Genomic DNA, 26125 nt, shown 5'->3' with positions numbered 1-26125 from the left:
CACCGCAATGTCCGACGATGTTGCGTCCGCGAGCATCTTGGGTACGGTCGCGCCGTCTCGACATTTCCGCCGCGGAGAAGGACCGATGACGCCACGCGCCAGCACCGTTCGACCCACCTGCAAGCGCAGCCTCTCGGCGCGCTGGTTTGGCATGGTGGCGCTGGCCGTTGCGCTGGCTCTGCCGCTCGGCACCGGATCGGTGCGGGCGGCGCCGAGCCCGGCGGCCGCGAGTGCCGCCAGCAGCACGCATGTCTATCTGCTGCGCGGCGTGCTCAACATCTTCTCGCTCGGGCTGGACGACATCGCCGCCAAGCTGGATTCGCAGGGCATTCCGAACACGGTCGCCAATTTCGTGTCGTGGTCGTCGCTCGCCGACGAGGCGGCGGCCGCCTATCGCGCCGGCCGGATCAAGACCATCATCCTGGTGGGCCATTCCTCGGGCGCGACGGCGCTGCCTGACATGATCAACAAGCTCGGCCAGCTCGGCGTGCCCGTGAAGCTCGCGATCGGGCTCGACTCGGTGTTCAAGACCAAGCTCGTTGGCGGCAACGCCGAGCGCTACATCAATTTCTACATCGCCAGCGGCGCCGGTGAGCCGGTCCGCCGCGACGACGGCTTCCGCGGCAAGCTCGAGAATGTCGACGTTCAGTCGGTTCCCGGTGTCGGCCACGTCACGATCGAAAAGAACCAGATCATGCAGCAGAAGGTGATCGGTGCCATCGACGGCGTGGTGTTCGGCGGTCGGGGCCGCCCGGCGGCGGCGCCGCCGACCCGCATGGCCGCCCCGCAGCGGGCTGCCAACGTCACCGGTTACCGGTAATAGGCGGCCGCGCCACCGGGCGCGCGCCCCAAAATGCTCCCATTCGGCGGCGACAAGCGGTATGGCAGGGGGGGAGATGACCCTGCTTGATCTGAGCTTGAGAGCTTTCCCGGGAGCGCGAATGACCAGCGTGGCGCGAATCGCGAGGCGGTGGCTCGGCCCAGCCAAGGCGGCTGCCGGCAGGAGATTGCTCGCGATTCTCGTCACCACACCTCTCCTCGCCGGACTTGCCGCCCCGAGCATCTCGCAGGCCGCCCAGCCCGGCGCTGCTTCCGCCCCCGCGCCGACCAGATCTGCCAAGGCATCCCCGGCAGCAACCCCCGCGGCGATCCGCGCCGCACCCCCCGCGCCGCCCGAGATCAGCCAGCCGCTGCCGCCGCCGCGGGTGTACCTGTTCCGCGGCGCGCTCGGGCCGCTGTTCTCGACCGGGATGGACCGTCTGGCCGAAAAGATCGAGCAGGCCGGCTACCGGGCCAGTGTCTATGAATTCACGCTGTGCGACCTGATCGCGCTCCAGGTGGCCAAGAACTACCGCCAGGAGCCGGGCCCGATCGTGCTGATCGGCCATTCGATGGGCGGGCTGTGCAGCGTCCGCATCGCGATCACGCTGCAGGAGCAGAACATCCCGGTTGCCCTCGTCGTCACCGTCGATCCGGCGCATGCGACCAAGAGCGTGCCGCCCAACGTGCAGCGCTTCATCAACCTGTTCCTGTCCGACAACATTCTCGGCGGCGGCGACGTCAAGCCCGAGCCCGGTTTTCGCGGTCATTATGCGAGCTTCGACATGAAGGATCATGACGAGGTTACGCACATCAACATCGACAAGATGGAGGATGTGCACGCCCAATTGGTCACCATGATCAGCCAATTGTCGCAGACCTCGGCCACTGCCGAGGCCGACCCGGTGCCGCTGCGCTACTTGGTGCCGCCGAGAGCCTCCGTGGAGTTGTGGGACAGCGGCACTGCACTGGCGGTGCGGCCGGGCGAGACCCTGGACCAGATCGCCACCAATTATCGCGTTCCGCTCTGGGCTCTGCAGCAGTCCAATCGCGGCCTCGCCGCCCAGCCGCTGGTCCCCGGCCAGCGCATCATCCTGCCGCGCCATCTGCTGCCGCAGGTGGCAAGCCAGCCGCCGCAGCTGCCGTCGGAAGCCCAGGTCAGGCGCTGAGCGCTTCAGCCCGGCGGCAGGAACGGAATGATCATCGGCACGCGCTGCCGGTAGGTGACGTAATCCGGCCCGAGCTCCTGAGCGAGGAAGACCTCTTCCATCTTTGCCTTCCAGGCCATCCCGAGCGAGATCAGGACGGCGCCGAGCACGGCGGTCACCGTGCCCACCGCGATGCCGGTGGCGATCATGCCGAGGATCAGCCCGGTATAGATGGGGTGACGGACCATGCCGTAGGGGCCGGTATCGATCACCTTGTGGCCTTCCTTGTGGGTGATCGCGTTGGACCAGAAGCGGCCGAGATGGATGCGCGCCCACCAGGTGAAGGCGATGCCGGCTAGGGTCACGACGGTCAGCAGGTAGACGCCGGTCTCGCCGGGATTCCAGAACGGCTTCTCGCCGAGCAGGCGCGAGGTCCACGGCGTGAACAGGATGCCGCCGAGCACGATCAGCGCGTGATAGCGGCTGGTCTTGATCACCGTCACATGCTTTCGGGTCTGCCCCGACCAGAACGAGGCGCCGACCCAGCTCGCGAGCCAGATCAGCCAGATGATGGCAAGCAGCGAGGTGGGCCAAGTGGTGGTCCATCCGCTGAACGCAAACGACGAGATGGGGCTGGCATCGCCGGACATGTCTTGGAACCGTTGTGAGACCTGGGACCGGCTGCTCTTAGCTATTCGGCCGCGGTGCGAAAAGGGTGTTGTTTGTCGTCGAGCCGCCTTCGCGGCTCGGAATCGAGCAGAAAGGCGATCGTCTCGCGCAAGCTCGGCTCGATCGGGCGCGGGGCGTAGCCGAGCTCGCGCTTGGCCCTGTCGATCGACAGATCCGAGGCCGCGCGGGCAATCCGCACCCCCTCGGCGGTGCCGGACGGGCAGCGCTTGGTGAGGTGATCGGAAACGAACTCGAGCATGCCCGCCGACAGCTCGGCCAGCCGGCCGGGCACGGCGACCGCGACATGCTTGCGGCCGCTGATCGTCGCCATCAGATCGAGGATGAGGCTGAGGCGCAGGCTCTCGCCGCCGAACACGTAGCGGCCGCCGACCCTGCCGCGCTCCATCGCCAGGATCAGGCCCGCCGCGACGTCGCGGACGTCGACCAGGTTGACGATGAAGTCGAGGTAGAGCTGGACCCGGCTGTCCAGGAAGTGGCGCAGCATCTGCGACGGCGGTGTCAGGTTGCTGTCATGCGGGCCGATCGGCATCGTCGGCGTGCCCACGACGACGGGGAAGCCGTCCGCGGCGGCTGCCATGGCGCGAGCCTCGGCGAGCGCCTTCGAGCGCGTATAGGCGCCCGGCATCGCGTCGGCCGGAGGTGCGGTCGGCGCCGAGGCGGCGCCGGTCGAGCCCGGATAGTCGAACAGGATCGATTCCGTCGAGCAGTGCAGGAACCGGCGCACCCGGCCGGCACGCGCCGCCGCCAGCACGGTCTCGGTGCCGACGCAGTTGACGCGAAAGAAGTCCTCGCGGTCCGGCATCCACATGCCGGGCAGTCCGGCCAGATGATAGACCTGATCTGCGCCGGCGACCGCCTGCTTCACCAGGCCCGCATCGAGCACCGAGCCTTCGATGTACTCGACGTCAGCGATCATGTGGCTGGGGCAGCGAATGTCGAGCACACGCACCTCGGCGCCCCGCGTCGTCAGCGCAGAGACGAGGTGATGGCCGATGAAACCGCTGCCGCCGGTGACGAGGACTTTCATTTAGGGACGCGAGTGCTGATCGCCTTGAAGCCGGTCCGATGCGAGCCGATCCGGCGACCAGTTCGGCGCGATGAGGTCGGCCACCGAAGGCCGCAGACCCAACGCCATGTACAATTTCGCCATCACGAACATCGGACCGAGAAAGAGATGCGCCGGATGATCCAGCAGAGATGGATTGTTGCGCTCGAACACCTTGTGGCCCACGGCCTGCGAGACGAAGCCGAAGATGATGAGCGCGGCAAACAGCGCCCAGAAGGCGACACCATGGACGTGATCGGCGATCATCATGGCCGCAGCAAGGAACAGCACGGCGAAGGCGAGGATGCCGGCCCCGAGTGCGGCATCGAGCAGCAGCCAGTAGAGCAGGACGGGCAGCGCCAGCACGGCGCCGAGGCCGATCCGGATGCCGAGCGCGTCGAAATGCCACAAGCTCAGGGGCAGCACGGCGCCCAGGAACAACAGGATGATCCCGAACACATGCATTAGGCCGTTGCGCGGATCGCGATGATATTCGACGTAGTCGACCATCTGGCGTCGGAACATGGCGTTCATGGCTGGCTCGCTCGTCAATGAGATCGACCGCCGCTCAATCGACGGCCGCAAAGAGGGGGCTATACCATCAAGCGGCTGCATCGACAAACCCGGCAATCGCGGCCCGGCGGCATCGCCGGGCAGAGCGCCGACTTGAAAACGGGTTCCATTCGCGCCGGCCGGAGAGCGCACCGGCAACCTGCTGAAACAACAGTCGCACCGGCAGCGCTCCGGGTTCATGGCCTCCGCGCAGGTCCCAATTGCATCAATTGCGATGCTTGCGGGGGGCCTGCCTGCTGGGCGTCGCCGGAGCAGGGGGCGGAGGCGGCGCTGCGGCCTCTTCGACGGTTTTTGCGATCGGGATGACCTGGATCTGCTGATTGACGGCGGCGGTCGGCTTGGACGGGTCAAGCAACTGCTCCTCGCCAAGTCCGATCGATTGCAGCCGCTTGACCGAGATCTTGAAGGTGTTCGCCAGGATGTCGCGGATCGCGTCGGCGCGGCGCTGGCTCAGGATGACATTCGACTCGCGCTTGCCGTTGGCTTCGACGTGGCCGACGATCAGGAACGTGTAGGGCAGGAGGTCGGAATACACCATCGCATCGGCGATCCGCCCGACGGCTTGGTATGATTCCGGACGCACGATCGGGGTGTCCACGTCGAATTGGATGTCGACGTTCAAGGCCGGCAGATTCATCAGCTCCGGCGCGATCGGCGGACGCTTCTGCGGCGGTGGCTCGTTGCGGCTGCGGATCCTGGAGCGCTCCTGGGTCTGCTGCTTCAGCGCCGGCAGATCCAGCGTGGGCGCGGTTTCGAAGCGGCCGAGCTGGCGCACGATGTCCTCGCGACTCACCTCCTGCGACCATACGGGCGCGCTCGCGGCCGCCAGCGAAGCCGCGATCAGCCCTGACAGCAGTGATCTCGCTGCCCGCCGCATCAGCGATACCCCGCTTCGCCCATCGCCTGCTGACACCGCGCGCTCACACCGTTGGTCGTCATCAGGCACGGGATCGATTTGCTGGTCTCCTTCGTGGAGCCGCCGCACAGCTTGACGATCTCGCGCTGGCAGGCATTGGCGACCGTGACCCGCGCGGCGATCCGCTTCTGGATCGCCTCGAACGCCTTGAAATAGGTTGCCTTGCACTGCGCGGAGACCACGTCCTGGTTGCGCGAGAGGCATTCCTTGAGGCGGTTGGAGTCGAGGTTGACGCCGCGGCAATTGGCGGTGATGTCAGCGCCGCAACTGGACGCGATCAGCCCCGCGGAGTCGCCAAAGCTCATCGTCTGCGCCGCCGCCAGCGAGGGCACACACAGCGCGACCGCAACACTCAACAGAATGTATCCTCGGACCATGATTGCATCTCATACGATGCACGCTGCCATGGTCAAGGCCAAACAACGGCGAAGTGTGAAGCTCGATTGCGACGCGCGGCAACGGCCGCCCGGCGGCGCGGCCGTCGCGCCAGATCACGCCCGCTGGACGAAGCTGTCGACGACGTGCTTCTCGCCGGCCTTGTCGAAGGCGATGGTCAGCTTGTTGCCGTCGATCTTGACGACGCGGCCATAGCCGAACTTCTGATGGAAGACGCGGTCGTCGAGCGTGAATTCCGACGTCGTGCCGGTGGATTTCGCCACCAGCTCGCCCTCGATGGTCATCGGTCCGCGCTTGCCGCGGCCGAAATGACCGCCGAACGGATCACGGCCTGAGAACGGCGATGGCTCTTCCTTGAAGCCGCCCTCCGACGAACCGCGTGCCGCGCCCGGCCGACGTGCCTGCGCGCGCTGCCAGCCCGGCGTGGAATAGCTCGATCCGAACGACTCGACATTATCGAAGCGTGACGGGCCGTAGCCCCCAGCGCCGCCCCAGCCCGAGCCCCCCTTCGATTCGGTGATCTCGACGCTCGCCGCGGGCAGTTCGTCGAGAAAGCGGGACGGGATCGTGGTGGTCCAGGTGCCGTGGATGCGGCGGTTGGTGGCGAAATAGATTTTTGCCCGACGCCGCGCGCGGGTCAGGCCGACATGGGCGAGGCGGCGCTCCTCTTCCAGCCCGGCGCGGCCCTGCTCGTCGAGCGTGCGCTGGCTCGGGAATAGACCTTCCTCCCAGCCCGGCAGGAACACGTTGTCGAACTCCAGCCCCTTGGCCGAGTGCAAGGTCATCAGCGACACCGCTTCCTCGTCGGCGGCGCCCTCGCGGTCCATCACCAGCGAGATGTGCTCGAGGAAGCCGTGCAGGTTCTCGAACTCCTCCATCGAGCGGACGAGCTCCTTGAGGTTGTCCAGCCGCCCGGCCGCATCGGCCGAGCGGTCCTTCTGCCACATCTCGGTGTAGCCGCTCTCGTCGAGCACGATCTCGGCGAGCTCGGTGTGCGACGTGACCTCGCGCTGGGCGCGCCAGCGCTCGAACTGCAGGATCAGCCCGCGCAGCGAGCCGCGTGCCTTCGGTTTCAGCTCGTCGGTCTCGACCACCGCGCGCGCCGCCTCGAACAGCGGGATGCGGCGCTTGCGCGCGTGGTCGTGCAGCATCTGCACGGTGGCGTCACCGAGCCCGCGCTTGGGCACATTGACGATGCGCTCGAAGGCGAGATCGTCGGCCGGCGAGTTGATGACACGCAAGTAAGCCAGCGCATCGCGGATCTCGGCGCGCTCGTAGAAGCGCGGGCCGCCGATGACGCGGTAGGGCAGGCCGAGCGTGACGAAGCGGTCCTCGAACTCGCGCATCTGGTAGGAGGCGCGCACCAGGATCGCGATATCGTTGAGATGCTCGCCCCGGCGCTGCAGCTCCTCGATCTCCTCGCCGATGCCGCGCGCTTCCTCCTCGGAATCCCAGGCCCCCGTCACGGTGACCTTCTCGCCCTCGACGTCCTCGGTGTGCAAGGTCTTGCCGAGCCGGCCTTCGTTGTGCGTGATCAGATGCGAGGCGGCGGCGAGGATGTGCCCCGTGGAACGGTAGTTGCGCTCGAGGCGAATGACCTTGGCGCCGGGGAAGTCGTGCTCGAAGCGCAGGATGTTGTCGACCTCGGCGCCGCGCCAGCCATAGATCGACTGATCGTCGTCGCCGACGCAGCAAATGTTTTTGGGAGGAGACGCGGGGCTGGGCGCAGCAACACCCGTCTCGTCATTACCGGGCCGACGCGCAGCGTCGTGACCCGGTGATCCATCTTCTTCCGAAGACGCGATGGATTGCCGGGTCGAGCCCGGCAATGACGAACCAGAGGACGACGGCGCCTGCGACAGCAGGCGCAGCCACAGATATTGCGCGACGTTGGTGTCCTGATACTCGTCGACCAGGATGAACTTGAACCGGCTCTGGTACTGCCGCAGCACGTCCGGGTTCTCGCGGAACAGCCGGATGCTCTCCAGCAGCAGGTCGCCGAAATCGGCGGCGTTGAGGATCTTCAGCCGTTCCTGATAGCTCGCATAGAGCTTGCCGCCCTTGCCGTTGGCGAACACGGCGGCCTCGCCCGAGGGCACCTGGGATGGCGCCAGGCCGCGGTTCTTCCAGCCGTCGATCAGCCCGGCCAGCATGCGCGCCGGCCAGCGCTTGTCGTCGACGTTCTCGGCCTGCAGCAACTGCTTGAGCAGGCGGATCTGGTCGTCGACGTCGAGCACGGTGAAGTTCGACTTGAGCTGCACCAGCTCGGCATGGCTGCGCAAAATGCGGCCGGAGATCGAGTGGAAGGTGCCGAGCCATGGCATGCCCTCGACCGCCTGTCCCAGCATCTCGGCCAGCCGCGTCTTCATCTCGCGCGCGGCCTTGTTGGTGAAGGTCACCGACAAAATCTCGCTCGGCCGGGCGCGGCCCTGGCTCAGGATATGCGCGATGCGCGTGGTCAGCACCCGGGTCTTGCCGGTGCCTGCGCCGGCGAGCACGAGCACCGGGCCATCGAGCGTTTCGACCGCCTCGCGCTGCTCCGGATTGAGGCCCGCCAGATAGCGCGCGCCACCGGACGCGGCGGCGCGGGCGCGCGCGGCGATGCCGCCGGCGACGGGCTGGTGGTCAGGCGCAGGAAAAGGGCTCACGCGGTTGGGCTCGGTCATCAGCGAATCAGTCTCGTCCCTCTGATGGCATCATACGACGGCATCACGAGGTCTGCAGGAAGGAGCCCTCATAGCAGGGATTGACGGCTATATGGGGCCGGCCGAGGCGTTTTACAGCCCTAATTCGGGGCAGACGGACGCCGCTCCAGCTTCGATGGGCGTTTGTTCCGGCAAATCGCGAATTTTTAGCGGCCCGCGCGCCCGGAACCTTTGTTCCGAGCCACGATTGTCCTGGCAACGGCGCAAGCTCCGCGTCGCTTTGAACCGCAATCGAGAGACAGAGGTCGTGTCATGTTAGGCTGGGTTGTCACCTTCCTGGTTATCGCATTGATCGCCGGCATCCTCGGCTTCGGCGGCATCGCTGGTGCGTCGATCGAGATCGCCAAGATCATCTTCTTCATCGCCATCGTGCTGTTTCTGGTTTCGGCCGTCGTGGGCCTCGCCCGCGGCCGCAGCCGCGTGTAGTCGGCCTCATCCCTGACAATGAGGTCGGCGAAGGGCGCAGTGCCTCGCAAGAGGTGCTGCGCCCTTTGCGTTCTGGGGAGGTGTCAGGCCGGCGCAGTCAGCGCGACCTGCACCTTGGCGAGCGCGGGATCGAGCGCAACGGAGGCGAGGCGCGCATCGTTGGAGAGCGCGGTCAGAGTGAGCGTCTGGTCCTGCACGCGGAAGATCCGGCACAGCGTCGTCGCCTCGGAGGCGTCGCGCAGCATCACCGACAACGGCGCGATGTGGGTCTCGTCGGCGATCTTCTCCGCCACCAGCGCAAGCCGCGTCGCCGCTGCCGCAAGCTGCTCGGTGCGGTGGGCAGTCGTATTGGCCGCAAGCGGCAGGCCTTCCTCGTTGGTGAGCAGCACGGTCTGGAAGCGGCCGACTTCGGCGATGCGGTCGAGCAGCGGCACCAGCTCGCGGCGCCGGCCGGGCCGGCTCGCGAGCTGCGCCAGATCCAGCGAGATACGCTCACGCTCGACCAGCGGCGCCAGCACATCCTCGATCGCGCTGCGCAGGCTGGTCTCCCGCTCGATGGCGTCGTGGCTGCTCTGCTCTTGCAACTGGTCGAGGCTGGCCGCCTGTATTTGCACCTGCCGCCGCAACAGCTCGCGGGACAGCGCGCCCTGGCGGGCGCCGAACAAATAGCCCGAGGTGAGCAGCAGAATGGCGGCGCCGAGGCCGCTCACGATGGCATAGATCGTCATGGTCGCTTCGTCGCTGTGAGTTGACTGCAATCGTCGACGCCCGCAATGCGCAGCACGGCCTTGCGGTCGCCCGCGACCGCCTGGGCATCGCCGCGCGCCTCGCCGGCGCCGGCCGCGCGCACCGACATCCGCTGCGCGGAGAGCCCCTCGCGCTTCAACTGGGCCGCGATCTCCTTGGCGCGCGAATAGCTCAGCAGCACGTTCAGATCCTCGGTGCCGCTGGCGTCGGTATGGCCCTCGATGATGATGGTCGCCTCACCGTGGCGCGCGAGCGCGCGTTGCAGGATCGCCAGCGACCGCTTCATGTCGGCAGGGTTCGGTCGCGCGCTGCCGCGCTCGAAGCCGACCGCCAGCGGGGCGAAGCACTCGGCGGGGGGCTTCGTCGTGCCCTGGGGCTCCGGGGGCGCTGCCGGGGCGATCGGCGGAGTTGGTGGCGCGATCACGACGGGAGCGATTGCGGGCGGCGTCGGCGGCGCGATGATCGGCGCCGGTTCGACGATCCGCGCCTCCCGTTGCTTGGGCGCCGCGTCGGCAACGCGGTCGCCGCGCTGCGGCACGGCCGTCACCGGCATTGCGGCCGTCGCGATCGGCGGCGTGGCGGTGCTTTGCTGCCAGAGCGCTGCGGACATGACGGCGATCAGGGTGCCGGCGACGGCGAAGGCCGCGGCGAGCCAGATCGGCGCCTCCTCGCCGGCCACGGCGCACGCATCGACGCGCATTGCGGGCGACGGCGGAACGGAGTTCGGGGAAGGCGCCAGCATGTCAGCCCACGGGCACCTTGAATTTCGGCGTGATCAGGTCGATGCCGCATTCGAGCCCTGCGCACCACGCGATGAACTGGCGCGACATCGTCGCATCCGGAAACAGCGCGCCGTGCTGCGGGGCGATGATCTCGATGTCGAGCGTGCTGACCATCTGCGCCCACGCCTTCATGACGCGGTTGGAGACCATGTAGCGCCGGTGAAAGCCTTCCATGAAGCGCGTATGCGCCTTGAAGTCACGCACGACGGTGTAGTCGACGCCGATCGAGGCGCCGAGGTCGCCGCTGTAGAGGATCTTCGAGATCGGATCGTAGAGCTGGAAATTGCCCTCGCTGTGCAGGAAGTGCGCCGGCAGCGCGTAGAGCCTGCTGCCTGCGAGGTCGAACACCATGCCCTCGTCGGGAATCGGCTTCAGCCGGTGGGCGACGATGTGGTCGAAGCCGAAATGCGGCACGAAGCGGGTCCATAGCTCGGAGATGTAGGCGTCGGCATCGGTCGTCATCAGCCAGCCGTTGATCGCCGCGACGATGTCGGGGTCCTGGTGCGACAGAAACAGATATTTCAGCCGCCCGCCCGAGAGCTGGCTGAAGGTCTCGCTGAGCACCCTAGAATAGACCTTGTGGCCGCCAGGATCGAGCAGCATGCCGACGCGGTCGTGGATGATGAGATGCTGGTTCGCCTGCACCGCGAGATCGCCGGCGCCGAAATCCTCCAGCAGGATGTTCTTGTGAACGCCGTCGTCATAGAGGACGGTATTGGCCATGAAACTACTCCCGCCGACGCTGCGTCGTCGCCGCGCGCCGGCTCATTGGACGACGGTGCGCTACAGCACCTTCTGCAGCGACCGGACGGCTTCGCGCATGTCGAAGAAGGTGAGCCCGAGCTTGCTGTTCTCGTTGGTGAGCGCGAGCAGCAGCGCGCCGCGGCCGGCGCTGACCAGCACGGCATAGCCGGACTCGCCGCGGATGATGACCTCCTGCAGATGGCTGCGGCCGAGCTCCATGGCGGCGCGGCCGCCGAGCGACAGCAAGGTCGCGGTCATGCCGGCGACCCGCGTCTCCTCCATGTCGGCCGCGAGCACGCTCGCGATCATCAGCCCGTCCTCCGAGATCAGCGCGCAGGCCTCGACCCCGAACGAGTCGCTCTGCAGCTTGCGCAGCACCCGGTTGATTTCATCGAGTCGTGACATCGGCTTCTCCTCGACGGCGCGCGGGGCAAACTTGGAATGAAACTGACTTTGAGCCATGGCGGGATCCTGGGTGTCATCTTGAGCTGTTGAAACGGAAGCGGTCGGAATGTCGGGGTGTGCAGTAATGGAGGAGGGATGCAGCGGGTCGTCCGGGACCAGCGTCGTCGTTTGTTCTGGACCGCCGTCCGGCGCCGTCAGCGCGCGCGTTTCGATCGTATCAACCGCATCGTCGAGCGCGCGCTGCTCGGCCTTGATGCGTGAGCGCGAGACCGGCGGATCCATCGCCTGCAACTGGGTCACCAGTGCCTGGCGTGCCGACTGGTAGACTTCGGCGCGGCGCTCGGGGGAGGAATCCGGCAGGCTCTCCATCGCGCGCGACAGCAGGATGAAGTAGTCGGCGGTGGTCACGGGAACGGCTGCCGCATCCTCATGCGGACCGTGCGCTCGGCTCAGCAGGCTTGCGAGGCGTCCCATCGCTCTCTCGTCAACTCTACGCAACTAACGATGCGTAAGGTTAGGTCGGCACAAGAGACGCGACGAATGATCTGAATCAAATTAACTAGATTCGGGACCAAGCTGCGCAATCCGGCCGTCAGGTCGACCGGGGTCGACCATCGTGCCGCCACGATTGCCACCGTTGCGCCCGATTGATGCCGCGTTCGGCGCAACTGCGCCTCTGTTGCAACCAGAATCAGCTACGATGACGGCGGCGAATTGCAGTACGGGGGAGGGCAATGTGAACGTCCGGGACTATGTGCGGCGCGATGCGACGGCGCTTGCCGCCGCGGTGAAGGGCGGCGAGACCAATGCGGCGGAGCTGCTGCAGCTCGCACTGGCGCAGCACGAGCTGGCCCAGCCGAGGACCAACGCCGTCTGCAGGCTGATGGAGCGCGAGGCCCGTGCGCAGCTCGCCAAGCCTGCCAACGGCCCGCTCACGGGCGTGCCGTTCCTGATCAAGGACTGCGCCCAGGACTATGCGGGCCTTCCGACGGCCTATGGCAGCAAGGCGCTGTCCGGTTTCGTCGCCGGCGAGCATGCCTCGGTCGTCAGACGGTATCTCGAAGCCGGCCTCGTGATCTTCGGCAAGACTAACCTGCCGGAGCTCGCGCTGAAGGGCGTCAGCGACTCCCGCGCCTTCGGCCGCGTCAGCAACCCCTGGAATCCCGCACACACGCCGGGCGGCTCCAGCGGCGGCGCAGCCGCGGCCGTCGCTTCGGGCGTCGTGCCGATGGCCGCCGGCAATGATGGCGGCGGTTCGATCCGCATTCCCGCCGCCTGCTGTGGCCTGTTCGGGCTGAAGCCGTCGCGCGGCCTGGTCTCGTCGGGCCCGGGCTTCGGCGAGTACTGGTTCGGCGCCTCCTGTGAAGGCGTGCTCTCGCGCAGCGTGCGCGACACCGCGCTCGCGCTCGACGTCATCGCGGGCAGTGAGCCGGGCGATCCTTTTCTCACCGCCGAGCCCGGCGTGGTCTACGCCAACGCGGTTGCCCACGATCCCGGCCGCCTGCGCATCGGCTACACGACGGCGTCGCCGATCGGGACGGAGGTGCATGCCGAAGCGAAGCTCGCGGTCGACAACGCGGTGAAGCTGCTGGAGGGCCTCGGTCACGAGGTCGAGGAGGCCACCCCTGACATCGACGGCGCCGCGCTCGCGACCTCGTTCCTGCACATCTATTTCGGCCAGGTCGCGGCGCTGGTGGCCGATGCGCGCGGCAAGGGCGCGAAGCGCGAGGAGTTCGAGCTGCTGACGCGGGTGCTGTCGACGCTCGGCGGCGCGATCTCGGCGGGCGCGCTCACCACGCAGCTGCTCAAATGGAACGGCTTCGCGCGCGCGCTTGCCCGCTTCCATCTGCGCTACGATCTGCTGTTGACGCCGACGCTCGCGCATCCGCCGATCCGGCACGGCCAGGGCGATCCCTCGACCGCCGAGCAGACCTTGCTCGACATGCTCGACCGCATCGGCCTGCTCGGGCTGTTGACGCGCTGGGGCGTGCTCGACGGCATGATCGACAAGATCGCCCGCGACAGCCTGCAATACGTCCCGTTCACGCAGCTCGCCAATCTCACGGGCACGCCGGCGATGAGCGTGCCGCTGCACTGGACCGCCGACGGCCTGCCGCTCGGCGTGCAGTTCACGGGCCGGCTCGGCGACGAGACCAGGCTGTTGCAGCTCGCCCGTCAGCTCGAGCAGGCGCAGCCCTGGTTCGACCGCTTGCCGGACTGGGTGGTGCAGAGCTGACGATCTCAGCGCTTGATGATGACCACTTCGAGATACTCCGACGGCACTACCATCGTGCCGTCCTCGGCGCGATTGAGCGTCCCGATCAGGGCCAGCATGTCGCGCTTGAGATCGGCCTGGCGGTCGCCATCAAGCGCAGCGAAGGCCTTGAGCACCGGACCATAGTAGGTCTTGAACACGTCGACGAAATGCTCGGGCGAGCGGTAGCGCATCGCGAAATGACGCCGATGGCAGCGAATGTCGGCGGCATCGGCGAACATCTCTCGGATGCGTGCCTCGGTGCCCCACAGCGCCGGCGATTTGGCGCCGGCGGGCGGTGGCAGATATTTGCCGAGCGTCTTGAACAACTGGCCGATGAAGCCGTCGGGGGTCCAATTGGCCAGGCCGATCTTGCCGCCGCTGCGGCATACCCGGGTGAGCTCGGCGGCGGCGCGCTCCTGCCGGGGCGTGAACATCACGCCGAATGTCGAGACCACCACGTCGAACGTGCCATCGCCGAACGGAAGCGCCTCGGCATCGGCCTCCTGGAACTGCACGGACAGGCCGTCGGCGGCGGCACGCTGGCGACCGCGGTCGAGCAGGGCAGGCACGTAGTCGGTCGAGACGACGTTGCACCAGCGCCGCGCCGCAGCCAATGTGACGTTGCCGTTGCCGGCGGCCACGTCGAGCACCTTCTGGCCGGCGCGGATGTCAAGCGCCTCGCAGAGTTCCTCGCCGACGATCTGCAGCGTGTTGCCGACGATGGCGTAGTCGCCGGACGACCACGCGCTGTGCTGGCGTGCCTTGAGCGCGGTGAAGTCCGGCTCTGCGGTCACGCCGGCCTGAATTGCAGCTGATGCGGTCATGATGGTCTCCTCCGGAGAATGCAGCGCTGTTGCGCGCGCTGGTGTGTGGAGACGTACGCGGCAGGCCTCGGGCCGCGCTATCCAGATCGCGACACGGCCATCCGGATCGTGAACTTTTCGAGCGCCGCCGATGACCCATAGGCAATTGGACGTCGTCGCATGATGGACGGAGATCAGGTTCCCCTGGCGGCGCGGCAGCCTTTGCCACGCAGCGTACGCCGCGCGCTCGAAGCGATGCATGACGACCTCGGGCGGCGCTGGACGCTGGCCGATCTGGCGAAGATTGCCGGCGTTTCCGGACGGACCTTGCAGCGCCAGTTCGTCAGGTCGATCGGCCGGTCGCCGCAAATGGTCCGGCAGGAGCTCGGCTACGCGCGCGCCCGTGTCGAGTTTCTGCAGGGGCGCGCCGGCGAGAAGGTGATGGACGTCGCTCTGCGCTGCGGCTTCCCGCATTACGGCCGCTTCGCCGCCGGCTATCGTCGCTGCCACGGCGAGACGCCGTCGGAAACCCTGAGGCGGCAGGCGGTCTTGATGGCGCAGCTCGCCGCGTCGCGCACCACCATTGCGCCGGTACGCGACCGGCCGACCATCGCCTTCGCCATGATCGCCACCGATCCGAGCGTGCGCGAGCTGGCGGACGACCTCGCGGCCGAGCTCACGCTGGCGCTGACCCGCGCCGGATTTGCCGTGACGACCCAGCCGCGCGCGGCGCGCTACCGCATGAACGCGTCGCTCCACGCGGATGGCGCGTCCCGGCTGCTGCTGCAGCTGATCGACCAGGACAGCGGCGGGCTGATATGGGCGCATCGCGGCGAGGTCATGCTGCGGTGGGAGGCCGACAGTCACGAACGGTTGGCCGCCCGCGTGGCGGCATCGCTGCTGCAAAGCCTGCGCCGCGCCGAGATCGATCGGGCGCTGCGCAAACCGGATGAGGATCTGACCGCGCAGGATCTCGCGCTGCGCGCCATGCCCGGCGTGCTGTCGCTCGACGCCGACGGCAACCGCAGTGCGCTCGAGCTGCTGCATCAGGCCATCGCCCGCGATCCCCGTCATGCCCTGGCCACGGCGCTCGCGGCCTGGGCCTACGGCCAGCGCGCGGTCTATCATTTCGGCACCGCGCCCGGGCAGGATCGGCAGCTTGGTCGCGCCCTGGCGCAGCGCGTGCCGACTGAGCTTGCGGATGCGACCGTGCTGTGCGTGCTCGGCAATGCGCTCACCTTGCTGGATGAGCTCGCCGAGGCCGAGCAGGTGGTGGGCCGGGCGCTCGCGCTGGATGGCGGTGCCGCCTGGGCCTGGAGCCGCAGCGGCTGGCTCGATGTCTATCGCGGCGATGCCGCGTCGGCGATCGAGCGCTTTCGGATTGCGCTGGATCTCGCGCCGCAGGACCCGCTCGCCTTCAACGCCCTCATTGGAATCGGCTGCGCGCATTTCGCCGCCGGCACCTACGCGGAGGCGGCGCGCTGGCAGCAGCGCGGCCTGCGCGAGCATCCGTCGTCGCTGTGGGTGCACCGGACCATGTGCCCGTCCCACGTGCTGGCGGGTGAGCGGCCGGAAGCCCTGCGCAGCCTGCAGGCGCTGCGTGCCGGCTATCCGGACCTGACCCTGGCCGAGGTCCAGCGCGGCATGCCGCCGCTGCCGGACGCCTATTCGGCCCGGGTATTCGAGGGATTGTCCGACGCCGGCCTGCCGGCGTAGCGGCGGCCGGTCACCGTCATCTCTTCGGCATGCCGATGGCGCGGCCGAGCCCGTCGGGCCGCGGTAGCGTGGCATGCGCCTGCAGCACGCGGGCGATGTTGGCCTGGATGTCCGGCGGAAACGGCGCGACCTTGCGCTTGGTCATGTCGATGTGCACCGACATGTTCTCCGAGGTGGCGGAGACCCAGCCTTCCTCGGCATGGCGCAGCTCCTCGAAGGTGTGCAGCCGCTTCTCGTCGGCGGCGATCAGCCAGACCGCGACCACAACGGGATCGCCGAGATGGATCTCGCGCAGGTACCGCACGTGGCATTCGGCGGTGAAGGTCGAGCCCTGGCGCTCCTTCATGTAGGCGGGACCGATGCCGAGCTCGGCCCAGATCTGGTCGATGGCGCGGTCGAACATCACGTTGTAATAGGCCATGTTGAGATGGCCGTTGTAGTCGATCCATTGCGGCTCGATCTGCATGACCTGCGACAGAAACGGTCCGGCGCCTTGCGCTGTGGGCACTGCATTATCGCTCATCGGCTCTTCCGTTTGCTCCCTTGACCCCTTGATCGTCCTTTGTCACGGTCCGCCCAACTTTCGGAGGAAGCAGTGGCGACGACGATCCCCCATCACGATTTGAAGCGGCCCGCGCCGGAGGCGCTGAAAAGTGCGCTCGACGCGCTCGCGGCCCGCTTCGGCAACAGGCTCATCACCTCGCAGGCGGTGCGCGAGCAGCATGGCCATACCACGACCTGGCTGCCGACGCAGCCGCCGGATGGCGTGGTGCTGGCGCAGGAGACCGCCGACATCCAGGATGTCGTCCGCATCTGCGCGCCAAAGGGCGTGCCGATCATTCCGTTCGGCACCGGCACCTCGCTGGAGGGCCAGGTCAATGCGCCGGCGGGCGGCATCTGCATCGACATGCGCGACATGAACAAGGTGCTGGAGGTGCACGCCGAGGATCTCGACTGCGTGATCCAGCCCGGCATCACCCGCAAGACCCTGAACGAATATCTGCGCGACCAGGGCCTGTTCTTCCCGATCGATCCCGGCGCCGACGCGTCCCTCGGCGGCATGGCGTCGACGCGGGCCTCCGGCACCAATGCCGTGCGCTACGGCACCATCCGCGAGAACGTGCTGGCGCTGAAGGTCGTGCGCGGCGATGGCGAGATCATCAAGACCGGCACCCGTGCCAAGAAGTCCGCCGCCGGCTACGATTTGACGCACCTGTTCATCGGCGCCGAGGGCACGCTCGGCATCATCTGCGAGATGACCATCCGCCTGCGCGGCATTCCCGAGACCATCGCCGCGGCGTCGTGCTCGTTCGAGACCGTGCGCGGCGCCTGCCAGGCGACGATCCTCGCGATCCAGACCGGCATTCCGATGGCGCGCATCGAGCTGCTCAATGCAGCGCAGGTCAGGGCGTGCAACGCCTATTCCAAGCTGACCTTGCCGGAGACGCCGCTTCTGCTGCTCGAATTCCACGGCAGCGCGGCCGAGGTCGCCGAGCAGTCGAAGAACTTCGCCGAGATCGCGCGCGAGTGCGGCGGCGGCGACTTCGCCTGGACCACCAAGCCCGAGGACCGCACCAAGCTCTGGCAGGCGCGTCACGACGCCTATTGGTCGGTGAAGGCGATCCGGCCCGGCGTCGGCGTGGTCGCGACCGATGTCTGCGTGCCGATCTCGCGGCTCGCCGATTGCGTCACCGAGACCGAGGAGGATCTTGCGCGTCTCAAGCTGACCTCGCCGATCGTCGGCCATGTCGGCGACGGCAATTTCCACTGCTCCTTGATGTGCGATGTCGACGATGCCGATGAGATGGCGCGCGGCGACGAGTTCATGCATCGCCTCGTCGAGCGCGCGCAGGCCATGGACGGCACCTGCACCGGCGAGCATGGCATCGGCCAGGGCAAGCAGAAATATCTCGAGTCCGAGCTCGGCCCGGAAGCGCTCGATGCGATGCGCGCGGTGAAGCAGGCGCTCGATCCGCAGAACATCTTCAATCCCGGCAAGATCATCCCGGCGCGCTGACTGGCAATCCGAGCCGAGCTGAGTTTCGGATTTTGGTTCGGCGTGCAGGGCCGCTGCTCACATCTCCCTCCTTGCGGGGAGATGTCGGATCGCGTGACGATTCGCCAAATAGAAAATGCCGCCGCGTTTGACACGCGGCGGCATTTTGTTTCCGTTCAGATCAACGGCAGACGCGGCGCGGTCCCCACGGGGTCGGCCGCACCCAGCAGGTGCGCGGGCCGAAGCCGCCATAGCCATAGGGGCGATAGACGCGCGGGGCGGGCCGGCAACGGCCCCAGCGGTCCGGGAACCAGCCGGGACCGCAGCCGCCGGCGACGCGCTCGACATTGCTGTCCGGAGCAGCCGGCTGGGCCGGCAGCGTGAAGGCCTGCGCGGCCGACGCGCCCAACATGACGGTCGCGGCGAGCAGGGCGGAGGTGAACAGATTGCGCATTGCAGTGCGGTCCTCTCGTTGGTTTCGAAGCAGTGTAGTCCTTAGACGTCGTCGGACAGGTTTTGGTTTCGCAATTTTCTCGACGCCGCGAAACCTCTTCCTGGTACCACAGAGATCTCCATGACACCGATCGCGCGATGCAGCTCTGCTGATCATGTGGCGCATCGCTGCAGTTTGGTCGCCGTCGTGCGGTGTTCTAGCAGACATTCGCTGCAAGGAACATGAACGATCAGCGACGCGTCCTGCTGGCTTTCGTCGCAGGCGGCATCATTTGCCGCCTTGCTGCGCCTTTGCGTCCTTCAGCGCCGTCCTGCAGCCGTCGGAGAGCTTGTCGAACTTCTCGATCATGCATTGCTTGATGCGGCCGCCGCCCGGCATGATTCCAGTACAGAGCGTACGCACATCGTCGCCGCAGGCCTGGCGCATGGCGCTCCTGTCCTGAGCCTGGGCGGCGGTGCTGGAGATGACTATCAACAGCAGCGGAAGCAGCTTGTGCATGATCGGTGATCCCTTGCTTTTGCCGCGGCCGACGGGCCGGGCATCGTGAGGCGGATGTCTCGCCGATGAGTTTAGCGCGGGTATGTCGACCGTCGCCGCGACGTGTAACCGTTTGTATCACGAGGTCACCGCTTGGAACGCAAGCGTCGACCTGCCGCCGAGGTCGTCGTTGACCACGGCGCTCTCGGACACCCTTCCCTCAAACGTGCACATCCGACGCAACGGCCCGCAGCTTCTGCAGCGCGTGATCGACGCTGTGGAACACGCGATCCCGCGGCAGCACATCGTACAGGCCGAACCGTTCGAAGGCTTCCTGGGCCCGCAGCGACTCCAGCCGCGCCACCGCGAACACGATACCGGTCTCGTTGCAGATATGGATCACGTCGCGCAGAGTCTGCGCGGCGGTGAAATCGATCTCGACGATGGCGCTGGCCTCGAACACCACCAGCCGCGGCTTGCGGCTGCGCAGCAGGCGCTGCATGTCGGCGCGGAACGTCGCTGCATTGAGGAAGCTGAGCGGGGCCTGGAAGCCGACCACGGCGATGTCGGACAGATCCTCGCCCTTGATCTGCGGATGCGCCGGCCACCAGATCGTCGTGTCCGGCACGCGCTGGAAGGCGATGAGGTGGGCGCGTGTCGTGCTCCAGATGCCGTGCAGCAGCGACAGCGCAATGCCGAGCGCGACGCCCTGCTCGATTGGCAGCGCGACGATCGCCACCGCGGTCGCCAGGATGAGCAGGAACTCGCCCTTGGACGCGCGATAGACGCTTGTGATCTGCGCGACGCGGATGATGCGTAGTGCGACGAACAGCAGCACGCCGCCGAGCGCCGCTTCCGGCACATTCGCAAGCAGTCGGGCTCCGAACAGCACGAGCAGCAGCACGATCGCGGCGGCGAGCAGGCCCGCGACCTGGGACCGGCCGCCGGTCTCGACCACGATGCCGGTGCGCGGCGGACTGGCATTGACCGGAAACGCGCCGAACAATCCGGCGAGCAGGCTGCCGGCACCGGCGCCGAGGAAGTCGCGGTCGACATCGGCGGAACCATCGGGATCGGAAGGGAACGAGCGCGTCGTCGCCGACGTCTGCACCATCACCACGACCGCGATCAGGAAGGCGAGCGGGATCAGCTTCGCCCATTGTTCCGGTCCGATCAGCGGCACGGACGGCATCGGCACCGTGCCGGCGATCTCGCCGATGACGGGCACGCCGCCCCCCTTCAGCCCGGCCGACACCACGAACAAGGTCGAGGCCGCGAGCGCGATCAGCGCGCCGGGTATGCGGGCGCTGATCCGCTCGCAGACCGTGATGGTCGCGAGCACGCCGAAGCCGATGAGCATCGTGTACGCGTTGGCCTTGCCGAGTTCGCCCGCCAAGGTGGCGATCCGCGCCAGCGTTGGCCCGCTCGGTGACGGCAGGCCGAGCACGCCCGGCAATTGCGAGACGATGATGTGCACGGCAATGCCGGCCAGGAAGCCCACGGTGACCGGCACCGACAGCACGTTGGCGATGCCGCCGAGCCTGAAGCCGCCGGCCAGCACCAGCATGACCCCGACCAGCAGCGCCAGCGCCGCGGCCAGGCTGCCGTATTCGGGCGTGCCGCTGGTCGCGAGCAGCGCCAGGCCGCCGGCGAAGATCGGCGTGATCGTGGAATCGGCGCCGCAGGACAGGAAGCGGTTGGCGCCGAACAGCGCGAACCCCAGGGATCCCGCCATGAAGGCGAAGAAGCCGGTCTCGGGCGTGAAGCCGCCGAGCTTGGCGGTCGCCATCTGCTCGGGAATCGCGATCGCCGCCAGCGTCAGCCCGGCGGCGAGATCGGCGGGCAGGGCGCTGATCCGCCAGCCTCGCAGGGAGCGGAGCATCGGCCAATGATGATTGCCGTCGTGGCGTGGTTGCTCGGTCATGTCGATGTCTCCGAGTGCATCGCGGCCGAGCTGTTCGTCCGCTCACGCAAGATCGCGATCCCAAGGTGGCTCGGGCGCGAACGCCGCGGCGAGGTGGTCGATGAAGGCGCGCACCTTGGCCGATGGCGTGCGATCCGGCAGGTAGACGGCATGCACCGCCAGCAGGTCCGATGGCGGCACGTCGAGCGTCAGCGGCACCAGCCGTCCTGCGCGGATCTCGTCGCCGACGATGAAGGTCGGCTGGTAGATCACGCCTTGCCCGGCCAGGGCGGCGGCGAGCAGCGCATCGCCATTGTTGGCGCGCAGATTGCCGCTCACGGTGACGTCGATGGCCGCCTTGCCGCCCATGCGCCAGCGCGACGGGCCGGCCGCCGCCAACGTATAGCCGAGGCAGTTGTGGCCGGCGAGATCGGCCGTGGTGCGCGGCGTCCCGTGGGCGGCGAGATAGGACGGCGCCGCGCAGACCATCATCCGGCACGGCGCGAGCCGCCGCGCCACCAGGCTGGAGTCCTTGAGCGTGCCGATGCGGATCGCGAGATCCCAGCCTTCCTCGATCAGGTCGACGAGCCGGTCGTTGAGGCCAAGCTCGACGCTGACGCCGGGATAGAGCGCGGCGAAGCTTGCAAGCAGCGGCGCGATCTGGCGCGTGCCGAAGGCGAGCGGGACATTGAGCCGCAACAGGCCGCGCGGCTCGACCCGGTCGGCCGCGATCGCGCTCTCGGCCGCCTCGAAATCGCCGAGCACCCGCTCGGCAAGGTCGAGATAGCGGCGTCCGGCCTCGGTGATGGTCAGCCGGCGCGTGGTGCGGTGAAACAGCTTGGTGCCGAGTCGCGTCTCCAGCGCTGCCAGATGTTTCGTGACCATCGTTGGCGACATGCCAAGCGCACGCGCGGCCGCCGACAGGCTGCCAGAACTGGCGATCCGCGACATCACTTCCAGTCCAGTCAGACGGTCCAGCATTCAGCCTCACTCGCCGGGTGTGAGGTGTCTCGCTAGCAGACTCGTGAGGTGCGGGGAATCATCACTCTTGCGGACGGGGGCGGGGGTGGGCGTCCGTCATAACGATGGCGCGAATCAGTCGCGCTGCCTTCGCGTCATCGCACTGCAAGTGAAAAGATGTCGCAACAAATTCGGGTTCTCGCCGGTATCAGTTGCCGCGCCACAGTGCAGTCCCGAACAATGCCGCATTTGATCACTTCCTGACCCAAAGCGGGTCAACTTGGTGCCCGACTTCGTTTTCAGTTTCCGCCCCGCGCGAGCGCCTTCTGGGGATGCACTCGCTTGCACATGTATTGAGTTTGTGAGGATGGGTTGATGAAAGCAGTGTACACTCTTGCTGTTGCCGCCTGTGGCGTCCTGCTTGCCGGCACGGTCGCGCAGGCAGGAGATTTCAGGGTCCAGCGGCCCGTAGCAGTCTACGATGCCCCGTACTACAATTGGACCGGCTTCTATGCCGGCGCATTCGCCGGGGGCGCGCACGGGCTGTGGACCATCGACTTCTATCGCAACAACAATCACGGCCATGCCGAGGAGGGCGCTGATGGCGTGGCCTTCGGCCTCTATGGCGGCTACAATTATCAGTTCGCCAATCGCTTCGTGGTCGGCGCCGAGGTCGATCTCGGCCGGTCCACCGCGTCGCAGAGCAACGACATCTTCGACAACGATTCGTCCTACGCCAAATACGGCATGTTCGGCTCGGTCCGCGCGCGCGCCGGCTATGCGTTCGACCGCTTGCTGGTCTTCGGCACGCTCGGTGTCGGCATCGCCAACTTGACCAACAATATCCAAAAGGGCCGCAACGCCGGCGAGCAGGTGGTGTGGGAGGATCAGGTGAAGGCCGGCCTCACGACAGGCGTCGGTGTCGAATACGCCTTCACCAGCAACTGGGTCGGACGCGGTGAATATGTCTACACCGACTACGGCAACGTGACGCTGTTCAATCGCGACGGCAACCGTGCCGACTTCAAGAACGAACTCCACCTGATCCGCGTTGGCGCGAGCTACCGGTTCTGATCGGGAGCGGCGGCATGTGCCCCCGGTTTCCGGAGGCATGTCGGCGTCATGCAACGGTGGACGAACGGGGCGTCGGCATTCGAGGCGCCGTGGCGTCGGTGCGTAAGGCGGTACGTCCACGACGAACCGCCTGCCACCTCACCTCAATGGTTTGAGCTGTCTTTCCTGGCGGCCAGATTATCGTCTCCCAGGGAATGATCTATGTCTCGGCACTATCCATTGGGAGCCCGAGATGATCGATTCGCGCACTGCACCCTACGCCGCCCTGCTGCTTCGCCTGACGCTGGGTGGCTTGTTCCTGGCCCATGCCAGCCTCAAGCTGTTCGTGTTCAGCCCGGCCGGCACTGCAAAATTCTTCGGCAGCATCGGCCTGCCGCCCGAGCTCGCCTACCTCGTCATCACGGCCGAGATCCTCGCCGGCATCGCGCTGATCCTCGGCGTCTACACCCGCTGGGTGGCGCTCGCCGCCGTGCCGATCCTGCTCGGCGCCATCTTCACCGTCCATGGCTCCGCGGGGTTCTTCTTCAACAATCCGAAGGGCGGCTGGGAGTATCCGGCGTTCTGGGCCGTCACGCTGGTGATCCAGGCCCTGCTCGGCGACGGCGCCTATGCGCTGGGCAGCCTTCGCAGCGGTCTTGCCGGCGGGCAGTTGCGCAACGCGCATTGATCGTCATGGTTGGTTGACTGCCGCGACAATCTCAGTGTCGTCCCCGCGAACGCGGGGACCCATAACCACAAGCGGACTTGGGTTGAGCACGCTGGTCGACGCGCAGCCTGCCTCAAATGCCGATCACGCGGTATGGGTCCCTGCTTTCGCAGGGACGACAGCTGTGGGTTGGGTTGGCAGCTGAACATCCGTCTAGAGAACGAGGAGCCATGACATGACCCTGCCCAGCATCTTCCTGTCGCACGGCTCGCCGATGCTGCCGCTCACGGATTCGGCCGCCCGCGACTTCCTCGTCGGCCTCGGCGGCAGTCTGCCGCGGCCGAAGGCGATCCTGGTGATCTCGGCGCATTGGGAGACCGACATCCCCGCCGTCAATGCGGTCGCCGTCAACGAGACCATCTACGACTTCTACGGCTTTCCGCGCGAGCTCTATCAGTTGCGCTATCCCGCGCCGGGCGCGCCCGATCTCGCGCACGCCGTGGCGGCGCGGTTGCAGGCGGCCGGCCTGCCGGTCGGCATCGACCGCGCGCGCGGCCTCGATCACGGCGCCTGGGTGCCGCTGCTCCTGATGTATCCGCAAGCCGACATTCCGGTGCTGCAGCTCTCGATCCAGACCGAGCGCGGTCCAAGGCATCATCTCGAACTCGGCCGCGCGCTGGCGCCTTTGCGCGAGGAAGGCGTGCTGATCATCGGCAGCGGCAGCTTCACCCACAATCTCGGCGAATTCCGCAAGCGCCGGCTCGACATCGACGACCCCGCGCCGTCCTGGGTGGTCGACTTCGCCGACTGGGTGCACAACGCCGCGATCGAAGGCCGCGTCGACGATCTCGTCGACTACCGCCGTCTCGCTCCGCATGCGCGCGACAACCATCCGACCGACGAGCACTTCCTGCCGCTGTTCGCAGCGATGGGCGCGGCCGGCGAGGGCGGGCGCGTCGAGCGCCTGCACAACAGCGCCAATTACGGCGTGCTGCGCATGGATGTCTATGCGTTCCATGGCGTCGACGAGGCGAGGGCAGCGGCGTGAGCCGCTGAACTCATTAGTTCTGCAATGTCCAAGCCGCCGTCATTCCGGGGGGAGGGCCGCTCGCCTTGAACCCGAAATCTCGATATTGGCTGACGTCTTCTACTAATCACGAGCGATGGCGGAGCGTTGCCTGCCCGTCGGGTTACTATGTCGCAGGTGATTTCGCTTGTGTCGTCGGGCAAATCACCGCGATCCTCTCGCGCATCCCGCCTCACTTGCGGAGGGGCGTTGCGCGCGATCGTCACGACACGCGAGGCGGGGAGCGGTGGCCGCGAGAACTCGCAGCATGTCCTTTTCGATGTGCGGACGAACGATGCTCTTGCGGACGTGAAGTTGCAGGGTTCTGATACCTCGACGCTGGTATCACCGCGCAACGCGTGAAACGCGTTGTCGCGCATGGCGGCCAACAAGCCGAGCGCCAGGAAGCCTGCATATAAGCGTGAAGACCATCGCGCAGGGAGGGCCGGGTGATCTCGGCTAAACCTGTGGTACCTGCCGCCTGCATTTTTTTGAGCAGGCGGGCCACGGGCGCGGCCAGCGCCCGGCCTTCCCTGCGCCCTCCTGATTGATGAGGGTGAGCAGCTAAGCACAGCTCGGGCGCGATGGCGCCGCGAGAAAGCGCAGCCATGACCCAGCGAAGCTCGCCACACACGCGGTGTCGTCCCGGCCTTGAGCCGGGACCCATAACTACCGGCGTGAATGAGACGGATGACCGCCAGCCATATCCCTCGCGAGATCACGCGGTATGGGTCCCGGCGTTCGCCGGGACGAGTGCGTCCGTGAGGACGCTTTGTTGGAGTGGTGAAAGTCCGCTCTGGAGTTGGTCGCAACTCCATAATCGAAGGTAACTGCGTCGCCGTGAGGCGGGGTGGAGAGCAACCGGAGGTGAACTGGCAGTCCGTAGGAGCACGAACCTGATTCGGCGGGGAGCTGTGGCGAGCCTGCTCGTCCTTGGCGAAGCCTGGAAGCAACCCTCGGCGCTGATGCGACGACCAAAGCGACCGAAGGACAGTCCACGTGGTTGAGGTCGGAATGTCGGGAAGGCAAAGCGGAGTAAGCGGAGAGACCTGACGCTCAGGTGAGGGCGTCAGGAGTCAGAGCCTTCATAATACCGTGGTCCGTTTTGACGGCGAGAGGGGCGGGAAGCAAAACCGTCCTGAGGGAAGGGAGGCAGGAAGCTGGATGTGTGAGGTTGGGAGATGAAGCAAGAGAACCCCGGCAGTGCCGACAAGGCTACGCAAGGGGGAGACGTCGCCGGCGGACAACCGCGGACTTTGTGGTGGATGGAAGCTTCGATCTGGGCCGCGCGCATGGTGTCGGCGCTGGGCAACGGCGTCAAAGGAGGCAAGTGAACGCCTTCTTCAAAAGCCAAGGACTGTTCACCTTCGACGCAGC

At 66.9% G+C, this 26125-nt stretch carries 26 protein-coding genes; 10 read left to right on the top strand and 16 right to left on the bottom strand.

What is annotated here, in order from left to right; all coding sequences use genetic code 11:
• Positions 1–85 precede the first annotated feature (85 nt).
• The gene (locus QX135_RS22870) at positions 86–820 is read left to right on the top strand and encodes a hypothetical protein (RefSeq protein WP_315811282.1); all 735 of its coding nucleotides are present in this window, start codon (positions 86–88) and stop codon (positions 818–820) included.
• A gap of 121 nt (positions 821–941) precedes the next feature.
• Complete coding sequence (locus tag QX135_RS22865; RefSeq protein WP_316161474.1) at positions 942–1988, top strand: alpha/beta fold hydrolase; 1047 nt, start codon at positions 942–944, stop codon at positions 1986–1988.
• A gap of 5 nt (positions 1989–1993) precedes the next feature.
• Here the strand turns inward: QX135_RS22865 and QX135_RS22860 are convergent, their stop codons facing one another.
• From QX135_RS22860 to QX135_RS22835, 6 genes are all read right to left on the bottom strand, one after another.
• Positions 1994–2617: an isoprenylcysteine carboxylmethyltransferase family protein gene (locus tag QX135_RS22860; RefSeq protein WP_315755106.1), complete on the bottom strand. Its 624-nt coding sequence runs from the start codon at positions 2615–2617 to the stop codon at positions 1994–1996.
• 41 nt (positions 2618–2658) lie between these two features.
• Positions 2659–3684 carry an NAD-dependent epimerase/dehydratase family protein gene (locus tag QX135_RS22855; protein WP_315778760.1) on the bottom strand — a complete coding sequence of 342 codons (1026 nt, stop codon included), beginning with the start codon at positions 3682–3684 and terminating at the stop codon, positions 2659–2661.
• The gene (locus tag QX135_RS22850; RefSeq protein WP_315778758.1) at positions 3685–4236 is read right to left on the bottom strand and encodes an Mpo1-like protein; all 552 of its coding nucleotides are present in this window, start codon (positions 4234–4236) and stop codon (positions 3685–3687) included.
• Between the two features lie 244 nt (positions 4237–4480).
• On the bottom strand, positions 4481–5152 hold the full coding sequence (locus QX135_RS22845; RefSeq protein WP_315778756.1) for an OmpA family protein: 672 nt from the start codon (positions 5150–5152) through the stop codon (positions 4481–4483).
• A complete protein-coding gene (locus tag QX135_RS22840; RefSeq protein ID WP_315736821.1) occupies positions 5152–5568 on the bottom strand; it encodes a hypothetical protein in 417 nt (138 codons plus the stop codon). Before QX135_RS22840 ends, QX135_RS22845 begins: the two co-directional genes overlap by 1 nt.
• Positions 5569–5682: 114 nt before the next feature.
• Positions 5683–8253 carry an ATP-dependent helicase gene (locus tag QX135_RS22835; RefSeq protein WP_316234301.1) on the bottom strand — a complete coding sequence of 857 codons (2571 nt, stop codon included), beginning with the start codon at positions 8251–8253 and terminating at the stop codon, positions 5683–5685.
• A 291-nt stretch (positions 8254–8544) separates the two neighbouring features.
• Here QX135_RS22835 and QX135_RS22830 point away from each other — a divergent pair, with 291 nt between their 5' ends.
• Positions 8545–8718: a DUF1328 domain-containing protein gene (locus QX135_RS22830; RefSeq protein WP_006614063.1), complete on the top strand. Its 174-nt coding sequence runs from the start codon at positions 8545–8547 to the stop codon at positions 8716–8718.
• 83 nt (positions 8719–8801) lie between these two features.
• Here the strand turns inward: QX135_RS22830 and QX135_RS22825 are convergent, their stop codons facing one another.
• Genes QX135_RS22825 through QX135_RS22810 form a run of 4 tightly spaced genes read right to left on the bottom strand, consistent with a single transcriptional unit; the run spans position 8802 to position 11870 of the window.
• Positions 8802–9446: a hypothetical protein gene (locus QX135_RS22825; RefSeq protein WP_315736825.1), complete on the bottom strand. Its 645-nt coding sequence runs from the start codon at positions 9444–9446 to the stop codon at positions 8802–8804.
• The gene (locus QX135_RS22820; protein WP_316234300.1) at positions 9443–10165 is read right to left on the bottom strand and encodes an OmpA family protein; all 723 of its coding nucleotides are present in this window, start codon (positions 10163–10165) and stop codon (positions 9443–9445) included. Before QX135_RS22820 ends, QX135_RS22825 begins: the two co-directional genes overlap by 4 nt.
• A gap of 43 nt (positions 10166–10208) precedes the next feature.
• Positions 10209–10970: an MBL fold metallo-hydrolase gene (locus tag QX135_RS22815; RefSeq protein ID WP_315736828.1), complete on the bottom strand. Its 762-nt coding sequence runs from the start codon at positions 10968–10970 to the stop codon at positions 10209–10211.
• 60 nt (positions 10971–11030) lie between these two features.
• A complete protein-coding gene (locus QX135_RS22810; RefSeq protein ID WP_316234299.1) occupies positions 11031–11870 on the bottom strand; it encodes a roadblock/LC7 domain-containing protein in 840 nt (279 codons plus the stop codon).
• 262 nt (positions 11871–12132) lie between these two features.
• Here QX135_RS22810 and QX135_RS22805 point away from each other — a divergent pair, with 262 nt between their 5' ends.
• Entirely contained in the window at positions 12133–13632 is a 1500-nt protein-coding gene (locus tag QX135_RS22805; RefSeq protein WP_316234298.1) for an amidase, read from the top strand.
• Positions 13633–13637: 5 nt separating this feature from the next.
• On the opposite strand, the gene QX135_RS22800 is transcribed toward QX135_RS22805, so the two are convergent.
• Complete coding sequence (locus QX135_RS22800) at positions 13638–14477, bottom strand: class I SAM-dependent methyltransferase (protein ID WP_315736834.1); 840 nt, start codon at positions 14475–14477, stop codon at positions 13638–13640.
• 159 nt (positions 14478–14636) lie between these two features.
• On the opposite strand from QX135_RS22800, the gene QX135_RS22795 reads away from it, so the two are divergent.
• Positions 14637–16172, top strand: coding sequence for a helix-turn-helix domain-containing protein (locus tag QX135_RS22795; RefSeq protein ID WP_316234297.1), 1536 nt, complete (start codon positions 14637–14639; stop codon positions 16170–16172).
• Positions 16173–16188: 16 nt separating this feature from the next.
• Here QX135_RS22795 and QX135_RS22790 read toward each other — a convergent pair whose 3' ends face one another.
• A complete protein-coding gene (locus tag QX135_RS22790) occupies positions 16189–16695 on the bottom strand; it encodes a thioesterase family protein (RefSeq protein ID WP_316234296.1) in 507 nt (168 codons plus the stop codon).
• Between the two features lie 72 nt (positions 16696–16767).
• Between QX135_RS22790 and QX135_RS22785 the strand changes: the two genes are divergently transcribed.
• Complete coding sequence (locus tag QX135_RS22785) at positions 16768–18189, top strand: FAD-binding oxidoreductase (protein ID WP_315771420.1); 1422 nt, start codon at positions 16768–16770, stop codon at positions 18187–18189.
• Positions 18190–18349: 160 nt separating this feature from the next.
• On the opposite strand, the gene QX135_RS22780 is transcribed toward QX135_RS22785, so the two are convergent.
• The 4 genes from QX135_RS22780 to QX135_RS22765 form a co-directional block, all read right to left on the bottom strand.
• Positions 18350–18622: a GCG_CRPN prefix-to-repeats domain-containing protein gene (locus QX135_RS22780; protein ID WP_315736838.1), complete on the bottom strand. Its 273-nt coding sequence runs from the start codon at positions 18620–18622 to the stop codon at positions 18350–18352.
• A 267-nt stretch (positions 18623–18889) separates the two neighbouring features.
• Complete coding sequence (locus QX135_RS22775) at positions 18890–19120, bottom strand: hypothetical protein (protein ID WP_315736839.1); 231 nt, start codon at positions 19118–19120, stop codon at positions 18890–18892.
• Positions 19121–19319: 199 nt separating this feature from the next.
• Complete coding sequence (locus QX135_RS22770) at positions 19320–21023, bottom strand: SulP family inorganic anion transporter (protein WP_316234295.1); 1704 nt, start codon at positions 21021–21023, stop codon at positions 19320–19322.
• Positions 21024–21065: 42 nt separating this feature from the next.
• Positions 21066–21983 (bottom strand): LysR family transcriptional regulator, encoded by a 918-nt coding sequence (locus QX135_RS22765; RefSeq protein WP_316234294.1) that lies wholly within the window; start codon positions 21981–21983, stop codon positions 21066–21068.
• A 354-nt stretch (positions 21984–22337) separates the two neighbouring features.
• Here QX135_RS22765 and QX135_RS22760 point away from each other — a divergent pair, with 354 nt between their 5' ends.
• The 4 genes from QX135_RS22760 to QX135_RS22745 all read left to right on the top strand — a co-directional run bounded on the left by QX135_RS22760 (position 22338) and on the right by QX135_RS22745 (position 26082).
• Complete coding sequence (locus QX135_RS22760) at positions 22338–23036, top strand: outer membrane protein (protein ID WP_315736843.1); 699 nt, start codon at positions 22338–22340, stop codon at positions 23034–23036.
• A 232-nt stretch (positions 23037–23268) separates the two neighbouring features.
• Positions 23269–23703, top strand: a complete 435-nt coding sequence (locus QX135_RS22755) for a DoxX family protein (RefSeq protein WP_315811296.1) — start codon at positions 23269–23271, stop codon at positions 23701–23703.
• 214 nt (positions 23704–23917) lie between these two features.
• Complete coding sequence (locus QX135_RS22750; protein WP_316178623.1) at positions 23918–24730, top strand: class III extradiol ring-cleavage dioxygenase; 813 nt, start codon at positions 23918–23920, stop codon at positions 24728–24730.
• Positions 24731–25929: 1199 nt separating this feature from the next.
• Complete coding sequence (locus QX135_RS22745; RefSeq protein ID WP_315783081.1) at positions 25930–26082, top strand: hypothetical protein; 153 nt, start codon at positions 25930–25932, stop codon at positions 26080–26082.
• Positions 26083–26125: the final 43 nt, after the last annotated feature.

Source organism: Bradyrhizobium sp. SZCCHNR1098, from assembly GCF_032489375.1.
In the GTDB taxonomy this organism is placed as follows: domain Bacteria; phylum Pseudomonadota; class Alphaproteobacteria; order Rhizobiales; family Xanthobacteraceae; genus Bradyrhizobium.
Note: the sequence above shows the minus strand (reverse complement) of the source record. Positions and strands in the feature narration are given on the sequence as shown.

Excerpts from the sequence above, each read along its gene's own strand:
- QX135_RS22870 (WP_315811282.1), top strand. The coding sequence starts at position 86 with ATGACGCCACGCGCCAGCACCGTTCGACCCACCTGCAAGCGCAGCCTC.
- QX135_RS22865 (WP_316161474.1), top strand. The coding sequence starts at position 942 with ATGACCAGCGTGGCGCGAATCGCGAGGCGGTGGCTCGGCCCAGCCAAG.
- QX135_RS22860 (WP_315755106.1), bottom strand. The coding sequence starts at position 2,617 with ATGTCCGGCGATGCCAGCCCCATCTCGTCGTTTGCGTTCAGCGGATGG.
- QX135_RS22855 (WP_315778760.1), bottom strand. The coding sequence starts at position 3,684 with ATGAAAGTCCTCGTCACCGGCGGCAGCGGTTTCATCGGCCATCACCTC.
- QX135_RS22850 (WP_315778758.1), bottom strand. The coding sequence starts at position 4,236 with ATGAACGCCATGTTCCGACGCCAGATGGTCGACTACGTCGAATATCAT.
- QX135_RS22845 (WP_315778756.1), bottom strand. The coding sequence starts at position 5,152 with ATGCGGCGGGCAGCGAGATCACTGCTGTCAGGGCTGATCGCGGCTTCG.
- QX135_RS22840 (WP_315736821.1), bottom strand. The coding sequence starts at position 5,568 with ATGGTCCGAGGATACATTCTGTTGAGTGTTGCGGTCGCGCTGTGTGTG.
- QX135_RS22835 (WP_316234301.1), bottom strand. The coding sequence starts at position 8,253 with ATGACCGAGCCCAACCGCGTGAGCCCTTTTCCTGCGCCTGACCACCAG.
- QX135_RS22830 (WP_006614063.1), top strand. The coding sequence starts at position 8,545 with ATGTTAGGCTGGGTTGTCACCTTCCTGGTTATCGCATTGATCGCCGGC.
- QX135_RS22825 (WP_315736825.1), bottom strand. The coding sequence starts at position 9,446 with ATGACGATCTATGCCATCGTGAGCGGCCTCGGCGCCGCCATTCTGCTG.
- QX135_RS22820 (WP_316234300.1), bottom strand. The coding sequence starts at position 10,165 with ATGCGCGTCGATGCGTGCGCCGTGGCCGGCGAGGAGGCGCCGATCTGG.
- QX135_RS22815 (WP_315736828.1), bottom strand. The coding sequence starts at position 10,970 with ATGGCCAATACCGTCCTCTATGACGACGGCGTTCACAAGAACATCCTG.
- QX135_RS22810 (WP_316234299.1), bottom strand. The coding sequence starts at position 11,870 with ATGGGACGCCTCGCAAGCCTGCTGAGCCGAGCGCACGGTCCGCATGAG.
- QX135_RS22800 (WP_315736834.1), bottom strand. The coding sequence starts at position 14,477 with ATGACCGCATCAGCTGCAATTCAGGCCGGCGTGACCGCAGAGCCGGAC.
- QX135_RS22795 (WP_316234297.1), top strand. The coding sequence starts at position 14,637 with ATGATGGACGGAGATCAGGTTCCCCTGGCGGCGCGGCAGCCTTTGCCA.
- QX135_RS22790 (WP_316234296.1), bottom strand. The coding sequence starts at position 16,695 with ATGAGCGATAATGCAGTGCCCACAGCGCAAGGCGCCGGACCGTTTCTG.
- QX135_RS22780 (WP_315736838.1), bottom strand. The coding sequence starts at position 18,622 with ATGCGCAATCTGTTCACCTCCGCCCTGCTCGCCGCGACCGTCATGTTG.
- QX135_RS22775 (WP_315736839.1), bottom strand. The coding sequence starts at position 19,120 with ATGCACAAGCTGCTTCCGCTGCTGTTGATAGTCATCTCCAGCACCGCC.
- QX135_RS22770 (WP_316234295.1), bottom strand. The coding sequence starts at position 21,023 with ATGACCGAGCAACCACGCCACGACGGCAATCATCATTGGCCGATGCTC.
- QX135_RS22765 (WP_316234294.1), bottom strand. The coding sequence starts at position 21,983 with ATGCTGGACCGTCTGACTGGACTGGAAGTGATGTCGCGGATCGCCAGT.
- QX135_RS22760 (WP_315736843.1), top strand. The coding sequence starts at position 22,338 with ATGAAAGCAGTGTACACTCTTGCTGTTGCCGCCTGTGGCGTCCTGCTT.
- QX135_RS22755 (WP_315811296.1), top strand. The coding sequence starts at position 23,269 with ATGATCGATTCGCGCACTGCACCCTACGCCGCCCTGCTGCTTCGCCTG.
- QX135_RS22750 (WP_316178623.1), top strand. The coding sequence starts at position 23,918 with ATGACCCTGCCCAGCATCTTCCTGTCGCACGGCTCGCCGATGCTGCCG.
- QX135_RS22745 (WP_315783081.1), top strand. The coding sequence starts at position 25,930 with ATGAAGCAAGAGAACCCCGGCAGTGCCGACAAGGCTACGCAAGGGGGA.